Origin of the sequence: Vibrio sp. D3 (genome assembly GCF_043995865.1) — a bacterium.
GTDB lineage: Bacteria > Pseudomonadota > Gammaproteobacteria > Enterobacterales > Vibrionaceae > Vibrio > Vibrio diabolicus.
On the sequence record NZ_CP171886.1, the window covers coordinates 1,767,451 to 1,779,974 of the forward strand.

The following is a 12,524-nucleotide window of genomic DNA, read 5'->3' on the forward strand; positions in this document are numbered from 1 at the left end:
CCTTCCAATATGAATCCAAGATACTTAAAATCTAACACTAAAAGAGGACGTTTGGCAGGGTATGCGAACATAAAAAATCCCCAATACGAGATTGGGGATTGAATTAAGACTAGAGAATTGTTTACTTAGCGAGCCTACATCGCTTCTTCGAAGATCTTAGAGATCTCTTCGTGCGTTGCTTGTTTCGGGTTAGTGAAACCACAAGCGTCTTTTAGCGCGTTGTCCGCTAGGGTTGGGATGTCTTCTAGCTTCGCACCAAGTTCTTTAATGCCTGATGGGATGCCGACATCTTTAGCGAGCTCAACGATAGCATCAATGGCCGCCGCAGCACCTTGCTCTGCTGACATACCTTCAACATCAACACCCATTGCTTTAGCAACGTCACGTAAACGCTCTGGACATACTTGCGCATTGTAACGTTGTACGTGAGGTAGAAGAATTGCGTTACATACACCGTGTGGCAGGTCGTAGAAGCCGCCTAGTTGGTGCGCCATTGCGTGAACGTAACCAAGAGATGCGTTGTTGAATGCCATACCTGCCATGAACTGTGCGTATGCCATTTGCTCGCGAGCTTCAAGGTTTTCACCGTTTTTCACTGCTGTGCGAAGGTGAGCTTGAATCAGTTCAATTGCTTTGATTGCTACCGCGTCAGTGATTGGTGTCGCAGCGATAGATACGTAAGCTTCGATTGCGTGTGTTAGCGCATCCATACCTGTTGCGGCAGTAAGAGACGCAGGTTTAGCAAGCATCAATTCAGGATCATTCACTGACATCAATGGTGTTGTGTGTTTGTCCACAATCGCCATCTTAATGTGGCGCTCTTCATCTGTGATGATGCAGAAACGCGTCATTTCAGAAGCAGTACCAGCCGTTGTGTTAATTGATACGAGAGGCAGCATTGGTTTTGCGGATTGGTCAACGCCTTCGTAATCGCCGATCTTGCCGCCGTTTGACGCCACTAAAGCGATACCTTTAGCACAATCGTGCGGTGAGCCGCCTCCGAGTGAGATAACGAAGTCACATTCGTTTTCTTTTAATAAAGCTAAGCCATTATTAACGTTGGTGATAGTAGGGTTTGGTTGAGTGCCATCGTACACAACGGTTGCTACGTCGCGTTCAGTGAGAAGGTCTTGAACTTGTTTGACTACACCGATTTGGTTAAGGATCTTATCCGTAACGATCAAACCTTTTTTAAAGCCTTGAGATTGGATGCTGTCTGCTGCGTCTTTTAAACAACCAGCGCCCATTAGGTTTACCGTAGGGATAAAAAATGCACTTGTCATATTGGATAGCTCCGTCGTTATTTTTAATAATCTTTCTTAATTTGCCATTTACTGTCGCACACTCGTTTCCAGATTGAAGTTGATCTGAAGCAAGTTTACCTATTTAGAGGTATTTGCAAGAGAAAAACTGTGACAGTGATCTTGTTGCACAGCGTATAGGTGCAACACAGATATAAAGTAGAACAAATATGAAACCAGTGACGCAATCGATTGGTAAAAATTGATATCTAATACGGATATATCTCTAAATTAGACTAAAGTATAAAAAATCCCCATTAATAACTTAACTATCAATGGGGGTGAGAGGTAGGTTTATAAGTTATCTATCAATAATTAGGCAATTTCAATCAGCTTTGATACTAACTTTTCGATACCTGATGCCGCTTGAGAGATATTCTCTGCCAACATATAAGCAGGGGTTGATAGAACGAGGTGTGTTTCATCAAAAACGATATCCTCGACAGAGCAAGTGATGTGCTCGCCGCCCATTTGATTAAATGCTATCGAGATCGCTTCATCGTTGCCTACGGTGCCTTTCACGCCATGCTCATAAATCATCGGAATAATGACAGGTGAAATACACAGATAACCTGCTGGCTTTTTCGCATGAGCGAATGCGCGACATGCTTGAGCTACGTGTGTATTAATCGAGCACTCAGCCCCTGATACTGCGAAGTCAGTGAGATTTTTAGCGGCACCAAAACCGCCAGGTAATAGTAGAGCATCAAACTCATCTGGGTTTAATCCTGCAACATCATCAATATTGCCACGTGCAAGGCGTGCAGATTCCACCAACACATTTCGTGTTTCGTCCATCTCTTCGCCAGTTAGATGATTAATCACGTGTAATTGATCGATGTTAGGAGCAAAGCAATGCCATGATGCGCCTTCTTTTTCAATGGCATGGAGTGCTAATACGGCTTCATGCAGTTCTGTGCCATCGTAAACACCTGAACCACTGAAGATAACTGCGACTTTTTTCATTTGAGAATTCCTTTAGTCTGAGATTTCCGTTTGTTGCTCTGTTTCTTTTAGATGCTGAGTGCTCGAATCAGTTTCGGCGATTTCGCTATCGTCGTCTTCTTCATCATAGTAGCGCACAACAAAAGGTGTAAGCATAACACTCGAGGGCAGAAAATGTTTCATATCGACTCCAACTGCGTAATGGAGTGATTTTTATACTGATTTTTATAAAACAGTACGTTGAACCTGATCATTTTTGAGTTAAGCTGATGTTTCCTTTGGCATTCGTGAGTGGTAGGTCACATGAAATCAGTGCAATTTCGTTTCACACTTTATGGTTGTATCGCCATCCTCTCTTGGAGTTGCTTACTTGGCATTGCCAGGTTGGTTACGGAGAGCTTAGGTCCCGTGGGCGGGGCGGCCATGTTGTACTCTCTCAGTTCTATTTTCCTTCTTATCGTAGTTGGCATTCCGAAGTTATCGTATTTTTCTCCAAAATATCTCGTGCTTGGTGGCGCGATGTTCGTTTGTTATGAAATATTTCTCGCTTTATCTCTGGGATATTCCAACTCGCGTGCGCAGGCTATTGAGGTGTCGATTGTCAATTACCTTTGGCCAGCACTCACCGTTTTGTTTGCGGTTTTAGGCAGTAACAAAAAAACAAACTGGCTGCTTTATCCAGCGGTTGCGCTGGCGTTTATCGGAGTCGCGTGGACGGTGAGTGGTGAGAATGGCTTATCCGTTACTCAGATTATGTCCAATGTCAGTAGTAACCCTTTGGTTTACTTTATGGCTTTCGCAGGAGCAGTTATATGGGCTTTTTATTGTAATTTAACCCAGAGGCAGCAATCCAAACATAACGCGATTACGTTGTTTTTCATTGCTACTGCTGTTTCGTTATGGGTGAAATATGCGTTTGCTGATGAGCCAGAGATGACTTTTTCATTGGAAGCAATGGGCTACCTTTTTGCTTCTGCGGCGTTGATGGCTGGTGGTTATGGTTTATGGAACATCGCGATTGTTGGCGGAAACATGGTCTTTCTTGCGACACTTTCTTACTTTACGCCCATTTTCTCTGCGCTATTTTCTTCCATTATTCTTGGTGTGACGTTGAGTCCGAGTTTTTGGCAGGGGGTTGTGATGGTTACGGTGGGCTCTTTGCTTTGTTGGGTAGTCACCAAGGAGAAGCGTGAAGCAGCAGGTTAAACCAAAATTATCTGGTTTTATCTTTGCGCTGTATGCTCAAATGACAGAAAGAAAAAAGCTCCCTCGGTCGGGAGCTTTTTCTTTCGTGCTCTAACAGTTTGCGACGTTTAAATGGAGTTGCAGTTTAAATCTGTGTTTCGACAGACGTTTCGTTAGCTGAGTACGAGTTTGTTCCAACTTATCCAATGCAATGGTGTCGTCATCGACGTGTAAATCGATGTTAATGCGAAGCTCTTGGCCCACTTTAGTGATACCCGCTAACTTTAGCTGGTGGTCAGATGTTTTTTCTATCTCTAGTACATCATTGCCAACGACCTGACATAGCTCTTTGCTTGGTGTCATCATTAATAGCTCACGTAGTGCACCAACCAACATATCAAAAGGAACTTTCAGAAAGTAGAAGCCCATTAGCACCATCATCATAGGATCGGCATAAACCCCATATTCAGCGAATGGCGTTAGTGATACAACCCAAGCAGCAACAAATCCTACCGTCACCGCTACACTTAATAGCGTATCCATCTGCCACTGTTTTTTCTCTGCTTCAATCAAGCCTGATGAGAAGCGACGGCTGCGTTTAGCCATAAACCACCAAGCGTAACCACAACCGATGACGTTTACGATGCCGAATAGAGTGGCAATAGAAGCATCGACTTCACGGCCTCCGGACATCAATGCTGAAATTGCAGAGTAAAGAGAAAAGCTTACAACCACTAAAATAACAGCCGCTTTTATCGCAATAACGATTGGCTCTAAGACCGCTTTTCCAAATGGGAATACAGATTTTGAGGGCTTGTTAATATAGTAGGAAGCGGCCAGTGACAATAAAGTTAACAGTAAGCTGACCAAAGAGTAAACACCGTCAAAAACGATGACAATTGATCCTACAAGCAAGCCAAGTACCATACCACCAGCAGCGAACCCAGATGCTAAAAGGGCTGAAATGGTTAGAATACGGTTTTCGTTTTTGCTTGTCCTGTCACACATAAAAGATGCCTTTAAATTTTAATACCTTACTATTCTTCTCGCATAAGGTAATTTAGGCAACCACTAAGTGAGCAGGTTCTAATCTAAAAAGTTGCGTTTTTGTTTATACTCTTATAAAACAATGACTTGCTGCATGATTTTGGTGCCAATAAAATTGGCGCTCACTGATAAAATGTTTAGAAGTCAAATAAATACTCGCTCAATTTATCCGCTAACCATGTCATTGCTGGGTGCTCAGTTTGACCGTTAGGTGAAAACATACAGTAGTCTTCTTGTGTCAATCCGTATGTATGCTTGATAACGGCGAGCTTTTGCTGGCGAAGGTAATGGCGGATTAATGGTTCTGGCAGTACACCCCAAGCGTCTTCTTCTAAGATGGTGTTAAGCATGTAGTCAAAACTCGAAAAGCCAATGTATCGAGTCGAGAAAGGCTGCAGTTCAGGGTTGTCTTTCTCATTTAGGTACACCATCAACGCTTGCATCTGGCTGCGCAGATCTTCGTCTGAGACTCGGCGCATCTTACTTAGGCGATGTTCTGCACTGCATACTGACATCATACGTATCTTGCCTAGCGGGTTATACACGATACGAGGATCGTCGACGCGCTCATAATCAACACCAAAGGCAAAATCCACTTGGTGGGTACTGACTAAGTTGGCTAAGTCGCCACTGGATGCCAAGATTAAGTTGAAGGTTGTGGAAGGGAAGCGGTTATTCAGTGTATGAGAAAGCTCCTGCCAGAGATCATCAGGTAAGGAGTCGTCACGTGCAACCCAAACTTCCGCGTTAAAACCTTCTGAGATTTGAGCACAGGTTTTTCTTATCCGCTGTGCGATGATAAGTAGGTGTTCGCAATCTTTGTAAATGGCTTTCCCAGCTTCAGAGAGAGTGAGCTGGTTGCCAGTTCGGGTAAACAACTCAACGTTGAGATCTTTCTCTAAAGCCTTAATCGACATACTGAGTTTGGTGCGATTACAATCGAGTTGCCTTGCTGCTTCAGAAACAGAACCACACTCAGCGATGGTGCAGAAGGCTTCTACTTGAGTTAAGTTCATGATTTGACACAACCAATAAATGAATTCAAATAATTTGGGTATTATGCAGATATGCTCCCAAAGCCGTGAAAGATTATCGAAAAAAACGCGAATCCGCCAGATAAGTCTATGGTCTTTTAACGGTTTTGCGGTAATCTATGTGGGTTACAAAAAGTGAACATGGAGGCCACGATGGCACAAGATTGGGACGGCTTAGCAAAAAACTGGGAATCAAATCCAGCAACAGAGCAATTTGCGCAGTCGGTGTTTGAGCAGTTACAACAGCTAACTCAGCTTGATGGCATTAAAGTACTAGATTTTGGATGCGGAACAGGGCAGTTAAGTCAACGATTGTCACCGATGGTTAAAGACATCGTAGCATTAGACGCATCGGAAGCCATGATTGAAGAACTCGATAAAAAAGAGCTTGCCAATGTAGAACCTGTCGTAGATGCATTGTCTCGCGGCTTGGTCGCTCAGCATCCAGCGTTTCGTGGACAGTTTGACCTAGTAGTTGCATCGTCAGTTTTAGCGTTTGTGGAAGACATAGACGCGTCATTAAAAATCTCGCATTCTTTACTTAACCACGGCGGTTACTTTGTTCATTTTGATTGGATTGCAGAATCTGAACAAGACGGTTTTACCCTGGCGAAGTCTGAACGCGCTTTGAAAGATGCAGGTTTTACTGAAGTTGAATCGCAACACGTTTTTGACATTACATCTGACGGTAAAACAATGCCGGTATTAATGGGGCTTGGTCGCCGTTAATACTGAATAAAGAACACCACATGATAAAAGCGAGCTACCTAGCTCGCTTTTTTCTTATCGGTTGAGGGTATGTACCCAAGTTAACCTCACTTGTTCTTCACCTATCGCTGCGGACGCAAGCAAAGTGGTTCTCTAACAATCAAGTGTTCTGAGGTTATTTTTGGGCGACTATCCTGCGGATCTCCTCCAACACTTCAGGATTGGCTATTGCGCCTAAATTTTCTACGCTCCGATTGTTAACGACTTGCTTAACGGCTAACTCAACCAGTTTTCCGGAACGGGTCTTAGGAATATCGCTTATTGCGTAAATCGCACTAGGTACATGTCTTGGAGAACATGCAGATTTTAGCTGTGCTTTGATGGAGGCGATCATCTCGTCGTTGAGCTCTATCCCTTTCATTAATTGGACAAACAGCCATATTTGTTCGTTGCGATCGACTTCTTTTCCTACTGCGATGGAATCTAGAATACCGTCTATACTGTTCACTTGCTGATAGATTTCGGCCGTGCCGATTCTTACGCCACCGGGATTCAACGTGGTATCACTTCGACCATAAAACACGTATCCACCAACGCTGGTTTGTTCAACATCGTCGCCGTGGTGCCAAATATTGTCGAACTTATCCCAATAAGCACGATGATATCTCTCCCCGGTGTCGTTCCAAAAGCCAGCGGGGAAGTTGGGCAATGAATTGGCACAAACCAACTCACCGCGCTCTCCGATTACGCTATTACCCTGCGGGTTAAAGACTCTGACATCGACCCCTAATCCCGCTGATTGGCACTCTCCTCGATAAACGGGAGAAATAGGGTTGCCTAACACAAAGCAGCCACAAATGTCTGTCCCGCCTGAGATCGATGCGAGGTGGACATCTTCTTTAATGTGCTGATAGACATAATCAAACTGTTCTGGATACAGAACTGAGCCCGTTGAGCAAATGGTTTTCAGACTTGGAAATGCATCACTTTTCGGCGGAGAAAAAGAAACTTTTTCCAATGCCTCTAGGTATTTCGCCGAAGTTCCAAACAGCGTCACTTCGGCTTGTTCAGCGAGGTCCCAAAGCACGTTATGAGCGGGATAAACAGGGCTACCATCAAAAATTACTAAACATGCGCCGCTCGCGAGTGAAGAAACGTGCCAGTTCCACATCATCCAGCCGCAGGTCGTGTAATAAAACACTCTGTCGTTAGGTTGGATGTCGCAATGCAGTTGGTGCTCTTTCAAATGGTTAAGCACTGTTCCGCCGACGGAATGAACGATGCATTTCGGTTTGCCTGTCGTGCCTGAAGAATAGAGTACAAATAGCGGATCGTTAAAATTAACACGAGTAAAAGTCAGCGCTTCGGGTGTGTATTGATTCAGGACGTTTTGCCAATCTTGAGTGCAGACGTCGCATTCAAAAATGTGTGGTTTCAGGTAGCTAATTTGGCAAACCTGTTTAAGACCATCAAGATGATCCGCAATATGCTGGTTTTTCTCAGACATATCGAAAGTTTTGCCATTGAATGTATAGCCATCACAAGTAAACAGGATTTTAGGTTTCACTTGACCAAAGCGCTCTAAAACGCTTTCAACGCCAAAATCAGGTGAGGTAGAAGTCCAGGTTGCCCCTAAACTGGTGGTTGCTAACATGGCTATCACCGTTTGAGGTAAGTGAGGCAAATAGCCAGCGACGACATCACCTTGCTTGATTCCACATTCTTTCAACCATTGCTGGACACTCGAAACTTCTTCACACAATTGTTTCCATGTGTAGGTTTGCTTTTCTTCACGTTCATTTTCAAACCAAATCGCGAGATCATCGGGTTGGTGACACGCGTAGGTTAGCAAGTTTTCGGCGTAGTTAATTTGTGCGCTTGGGAACCATTTTATGTCTCTATTTTCGACGGGTTGCTGCCAGCGACTTTCTGCTTGCTCCTTTACGGTCTCTCCTTGAGTACCAATGACGTCGCAGAATAACCAGACTTCTTGCCAAAATTTTTCCACATGATCGAGCGACCATTGATGCAGATCGGCGAAGTTTCCAATGGTATTTCCTTGTCGATTAATGTGTTCAATAAACTGTGTGATGTTGGCTTCTTCGATACGACTTTCGCTCGGTTGCCATACTTTGCTGCTCTCGCGCATAGGTCCCTCTATAACAAAGTGGTAACAGATTTTAGTTTGAGAGGAATACACGATAAAGTCAAACAAGCTAGATATTATATCGTGTCATAAAAATCATGCAGTTACGGTGCGTTGTAAACAATATGTTACATCGAATCGATACTGAGAAAATCGTGTAGGGATTGGAAGCTCTCAAGACTGAAGATAGGCTTAATGTAAAGGATTTGTTAATGGAGATGTGCCATGACTCAGTATCGTTCTAAACCCGTAAACCAGGAAGGCAGGGTTGAATGGAGCCGTGAAGAAGACGCCATTTGGCGAGATTTGGTAACACGACAAATGGGTGTGATCCAAAACAGAGCTTGTAAGGCTTATTTACACGGTTTAACGCTGCTTGATTTACCTCAAGACCGCGTTCCTCAATTGCCAGAAATTAATCGTGTCCTGATGGAGACAACAGGTTGGCAAGTGGAGCCCGTTCCCGCGCTTATTGATTTTGACCGTTTTTTTAATCTGCTCGGTAATAAGCGCTTTCCCGTCGCCACATTCTTGCGTACAAGAGATGAGTTCGATTATTTGCAAGAGCCGGATTTCTTCCATGAAATATTTGGTCATTGTGCGATGTTAACCAACCCAGATTTTGCTGCATTTACCGAGCATTATGGTCAACTAGGGCAAGCCGCTACACCAAAACAAAGAGCCTATCTTGCTCGTCTCTACTGGTTTACCGTAGAGTTTGGCTTGGTCAAAGAAGGGGACAAAACCAAAATTTACGGTGGTGGTATTCTCTCATCTCCTGGCGAAACCCTCTACGCATTAGAGAGTGATGTAGCAATTCGCGACCCATTTGAGTTACAAACTGTGCTGAGAACGCCTTATCGTATCGACATCATGCAACCGAAGTATTACGTGATTGATGACTTTTCTCAGCTCTTTAAAATCAGTCAGTTAAATTTATTGAAACAAGCCGATCTAGCGATTGAAGCTGGACTGCTTCCTCCACTTTTTGAACCAAAGGAACCTGCTCATGTTGAATGAACAAAAATGCGAAGCTTGTAGTATCGATGCCATTGCACTAAGCAAAGAAGAACAACAATCTCTGCTGCTGCAATTGTCTGATTGGCAGATCATTGAAAGAGAAGACATACCTCAACTAGAAAAGGTGTATAAATTTAAGAACTTCAAACAAGCATGGGCTTTCAGTAACAAAATCGCGGAACTGGCAGAAGATGAGTTCCACCATCCTTCTATTATGTTGGAGTGGGGTAAGGTCACCGTAACTTGGTGGAGTCACTCGATCAAAGGTCTGCATAAGAACGATTTTATCTGCGCATCAAAATGTGACGCGCTAGCATCGGCAGAGTAGGACATTACCTCATAAAAAAACGCCCGGCTTACGTCGGGCGTTTTGGTTCTAAATGACTTTTACATTACTTTATAGATTGATTCGGAAGACGGATGTCGTGCTAGATACCTCATTGCCAACAGCGATAAAATGACTACCATTACGGGTAAAGTAATTGATGGATTCTGGGCCTAAATCGCCTGCTTTTGGATTGTATGTGTCGTTGGTGCATTCGCCATCTTCCACTTGTGTACACACTGGCTGATTGTAATCACGACGGTTTACGTAATGTAGGAACTGCGCTTGTTTCGGATCGGTAATGTCATAAATCATAATACCGCCTTGGCGCTCTAAGCCGATGAACGCGTAATGACGACCGTTAATTTGTGCTACTTCAATCGCCTCTGGCTCAATGCCTTTATCATCACTTCGGTCATCGCCACTGTGATTGTTATCGTTGGTACTGTTGAAGTTTTTACCTTCATTCAGCAGCGCGATGGTCGCGAAATCGTCACCACTATCGAACACCAACTTGCCGTTTTCATCCCAAATCGAGAATGAACGTGCGCCAAATGCTTGAACCTTATCTTGTGCAGAAAGCGTTTGTGCCGGCTTAATCACTTTTAAACGCGCGAGTTGTTTGTTGTCTTTTAGTGCCTCTGCCAATGGGTGTTCTGCTGCTACTTTCAGCTTCTTACCGCGCACTTCATCAATATGGCTTAAACAGCTCCCTTGCTCAGATGTGTATTCATCTGTACCAAGGTAATCGTCTTCATCCCACATAAAGCCAGCTTTGTCGCACAGTTCTTGAGTGGTTTTGAATCCGTACTCACGCCCGTCGCCTTCATTTGCGGATACGATGTAAGTACTCCCATTCACTGAGTAGCTGTCGATGGTGTCAGGCATAAATAAGCCAACCAGTTGTGGGTAGCTTTTCAAGTTTCCAATAATTTTGTCTTTGTTAGATGCATCGAGTTTAGCGTCCGACCAAGACTTCTCACCTAAGCCAACAATTTTTTCTACCGATTTGCTCACTGGATTGACGATTGCCATGGCGTTATTTTCTTGTAGCGCGACATAGATTTTACCGTTATCTGCAAAAGTGAGGTATTCCGGCTCTAGATCTTGTGCGATGGTGGCGTTTGGCCCCGAAATACGCACATTCATTGGGAGATCTGCTTTTCGTGAACCATCAAACTCGTTAAAGCCAATTTGTGTCACTTCTGCTTGAGCAACGCCAAGGTTCAGATCGATCAAAGTGACGCTACCTTCAGGATCGACGCTGTAATCGCTGTTTGGTTCGCCCTCATTAGCGGTTGCGATATATCGGCCATCTTTCGAGAAGCCTACCATGTCTGGCAATGCGCCTGTTGGAAACGTCATGACTAATGACAAATCGTCGGAGCGGTACAAACCAACAATACCATTCGCTTGTTTATTACTGTTTTCAATCGCAACCGCGACCAAACCATTGAATACAGCGACACTGTTTGCAGCGCCAATTTCAACGCCAGCTGCTTCGCCAGCACTGTTGAGATCAATGAATGCGGTTTGCGTTGGTACGCCGTTGTCATCCATAGAAAGTACATCGACACGTTTTGCTTCAGCATTGACCACATAGAGCTTATCCGTACAGGCGTCATAACTGACGATTTCAGCTGCCGATGTGTCGAATGGGGCATCAGCAACGGATGTCCCGATAAACGTTAACCCTTGAATTGACGTTTCCCCAGCAACGGGCGCAGTGGTCGGTTTGCATTGTGTAGCGAATGAAGCCACGGTATCTTCGGGTTGTGATGAACACGCGATGGCAAGTGATGACAATGCGAGTGCACCGATTGCCTTTAAAGGGGTGATCATGATATCTCCTTATCAATCCGATACGTTGTCAATCAGCATGGGGTTTATGCTTCTGTCCATTTCCGCAATTGGAATGGTGGAACGCTGAATGACGTGTGATTTGGTAAGGCTCTGAATATATGTATGATTGATGACTCTTATATTGGCTTTTTATGAAACTAATGTGTCATCAAAATGATGAAGTAGGGATAGAGGAATAATGGAATTAAAATCGTTTTTAGATTTGTTGGCAGCTTCACCAGAGCAGGTCGAATTTGAAGCAACGATGGCGGTGATCGAAGAAAACTATACGTTTGAGCCAACCGCTTTTGTTAATGGTGAGACGCAAAACAACGCGGGTGAGAACAACGGTTCGTGTAAGATCTTCGCTTTCGGCTTGCTAAATAACCTAGACAAAGAAGCGACGCTAGCCTGCTTTGGCCGTTTTTATCGTGAAGATGTATTGCAGCATCCAGAGAATAGCGATCACCAGAATATTCGTAATTTTATGGTAACAGGGTGGGATGGTATTAAGTTTGAAGCACCCGCTTTAACCGCTAAATAAACACCAGTCAGAAAACGCAGAACAGTAAGCCAGTCGTATTATGCGACTGGCTTTTTTTCTAGACATTTTCGGCACAAACACAACTGGTTGGCGCTTGGCTTGGGTAAATCACGGGTTTCAATAGTAAAGCACCAACAGGTTTCTTTGCCTGCGGCGATATCACAATGGGCTTGAGTCCCGCACTCAGGACAATTGTGCGTTGAATCTTTCCCTGCGATTTGTTCGATAATCGTATCTCGTTGGAGATCGGTTTTGTCTTTCCATTGGATGATTTCATCCATCGTTCGGTGACAACCAGAGCATATTCCGGCGTTATTTTTACATGCTGCTCGACAAGGTGACTTCATTGCTTTCTCGTTCTCATTTTTTATGCCGCGTACTCTAGCACAAAGCGAGTCAAGGCCGCCAAAATAAACGTGAGTGCTAT

Annotated in this window: 13 protein-coding genes; 5 read left to right on the top strand and 8 right to left on the bottom strand. The window is 44.1% G+C overall.

The genetic code is table 11. The annotated features are described in order from the left end of the window. Positions 1 to 134 precede the first annotated feature (134 nt). The 3 genes from yiaY to ACHFJ9_RS07695 all read right to left on the bottom strand — a co-directional run bounded on the left by yiaY (position 135) and on the right by ACHFJ9_RS07695 (position 2,429). Positions 135 to 1,283, bottom strand: coding sequence for an L-threonine dehydrogenase (gene yiaY / locus ACHFJ9_RS07685; RefSeq protein WP_395354564.1), 1,149 nt, complete (start codon positions 1,281 to 1,283; stop codon positions 135 to 137). A gap of 333 nt (positions 1,284 to 1,616) precedes the next feature. Further along, complete coding sequence (gene elbB / locus ACHFJ9_RS07690) at positions 1,617 to 2,267, bottom strand: isoprenoid biosynthesis glyoxalase ElbB (RefSeq protein WP_395354566.1); 651 nt, start codon at positions 2,265 to 2,267, stop codon at positions 1,617 to 1,619. Between the two features lie 12 nt (positions 2,268 to 2,279). After that, the gene (locus ACHFJ9_RS07695) at positions 2,280 to 2,429 is read right to left on the bottom strand and encodes a hypothetical protein (RefSeq protein ID WP_395354568.1); all 150 of its coding nucleotides are present in this window, start codon (positions 2,427 to 2,429) and stop codon (positions 2,280 to 2,282) included. Positions 2,430 to 2,549: 120 nt separating this feature from the next. Here ACHFJ9_RS07695 and yddG point away from each other — a divergent pair, with 120 nt between their 5' ends. Next, positions 2,550 to 3,452 carry an aromatic amino acid DMT transporter YddG gene (gene yddG, locus ACHFJ9_RS07700; protein ID WP_074189935.1) on the top strand — a complete coding sequence of 301 codons (903 nt, stop codon included), beginning with the start codon at positions 2,550 to 2,552 and terminating at the stop codon, positions 3,450 to 3,452. Positions 3,453 to 3,542: 90 nt separating this feature from the next. Here the strand turns inward: yddG and ACHFJ9_RS07705 are convergent, their stop codons facing one another. Beyond that, a complete protein-coding gene (locus ACHFJ9_RS07705; RefSeq protein WP_395354571.1) occupies positions 3,543 to 4,439 on the bottom strand; it encodes a cation diffusion facilitator family transporter in 897 nt (298 codons plus the stop codon). Between the two features lie 176 nt (positions 4,440 to 4,615). Continuing rightward, positions 4,616 to 5,494 (bottom strand): LysR family transcriptional regulator, encoded by an 879-nt coding sequence (locus tag ACHFJ9_RS07710; RefSeq protein ID WP_006742040.1) that lies wholly within the window; start codon positions 5,492 to 5,494, stop codon positions 4,616 to 4,618. A 171-nt stretch (positions 5,495 to 5,665) separates the two neighbouring features. On the opposite strand from ACHFJ9_RS07710, the gene ACHFJ9_RS07715 reads away from it, so the two are divergent. Beyond that, positions 5,666 to 6,241: a class I SAM-dependent DNA methyltransferase gene (locus ACHFJ9_RS07715; protein ID WP_395354573.1), complete on the top strand. Its 576-nt coding sequence runs from the start codon at positions 5,666 to 5,668 to the stop codon at positions 6,239 to 6,241. A 154-nt stretch (positions 6,242 to 6,395) separates the two neighbouring features. On the opposite strand, the gene ACHFJ9_RS07720 is transcribed toward ACHFJ9_RS07715, so the two are convergent. Then, on the bottom strand, positions 6,396 to 8,369 hold the full coding sequence (locus ACHFJ9_RS07720; RefSeq protein ID WP_395354575.1) for an acetoacetate--CoA ligase: 1,974 nt from the start codon (positions 8,367 to 8,369) through the stop codon (positions 6,396 to 6,398). 222 nt (positions 8,370 to 8,591) lie between these two features. On the opposite strand from ACHFJ9_RS07720, the gene phhA reads away from it, so the two are divergent. Both phhA and ACHFJ9_RS07730 read left to right on the top strand, forming a co-directional pair. Further along, the gene (gene phhA, locus ACHFJ9_RS07725; protein WP_053807799.1) at positions 8,592 to 9,386 is read left to right on the top strand and encodes a phenylalanine 4-monooxygenase; all 795 of its coding nucleotides are present in this window, start codon (positions 8,592 to 8,594) and stop codon (positions 9,384 to 9,386) included. Then, positions 9,376 to 9,714, top strand: coding sequence for a 4a-hydroxytetrahydrobiopterin dehydratase (locus ACHFJ9_RS07730; RefSeq protein ID WP_054867569.1), 339 nt, complete (start codon positions 9,376 to 9,378; stop codon positions 9,712 to 9,714). Before phhA ends, ACHFJ9_RS07730 begins: the two co-directional genes overlap by 11 nt. Before the next feature lie 69 nt (positions 9,715 to 9,783). Here ACHFJ9_RS07730 and ACHFJ9_RS07735 read toward each other — a convergent pair whose 3' ends face one another. Then, positions 9,784 to 11,553 carry a choice-of-anchor I family protein gene (locus tag ACHFJ9_RS07735; RefSeq protein ID WP_395354578.1) on the bottom strand — a complete coding sequence of 590 codons (1,770 nt, stop codon included), beginning with the start codon at positions 11,551 to 11,553 and terminating at the stop codon, positions 9,784 to 9,786. A gap of 199 nt (positions 11,554 to 11,752) precedes the next feature. Here ACHFJ9_RS07735 and ACHFJ9_RS07740 point away from each other — a divergent pair, with 199 nt between their 5' ends. Further along, positions 11,753 to 12,097 (top strand): HopJ type III effector protein, encoded by a 345-nt coding sequence (locus ACHFJ9_RS07740; protein WP_046873686.1) that lies wholly within the window; start codon positions 11,753 to 11,755, stop codon positions 12,095 to 12,097. A gap of 38 nt (positions 12,098 to 12,135) precedes the next feature. Here the strand turns inward: ACHFJ9_RS07740 and ACHFJ9_RS07745 are convergent, their stop codons facing one another. Continuing rightward, positions 12,136 to 12,444 carry a cysteine-rich CWC family protein gene (locus ACHFJ9_RS07745; protein ID WP_080955956.1) on the bottom strand — a complete coding sequence of 103 codons (309 nt, stop codon included), beginning with the start codon at positions 12,442 to 12,444 and terminating at the stop codon, positions 12,136 to 12,138. Positions 12,445 to 12,524 lie beyond the last annotated feature (80 nt).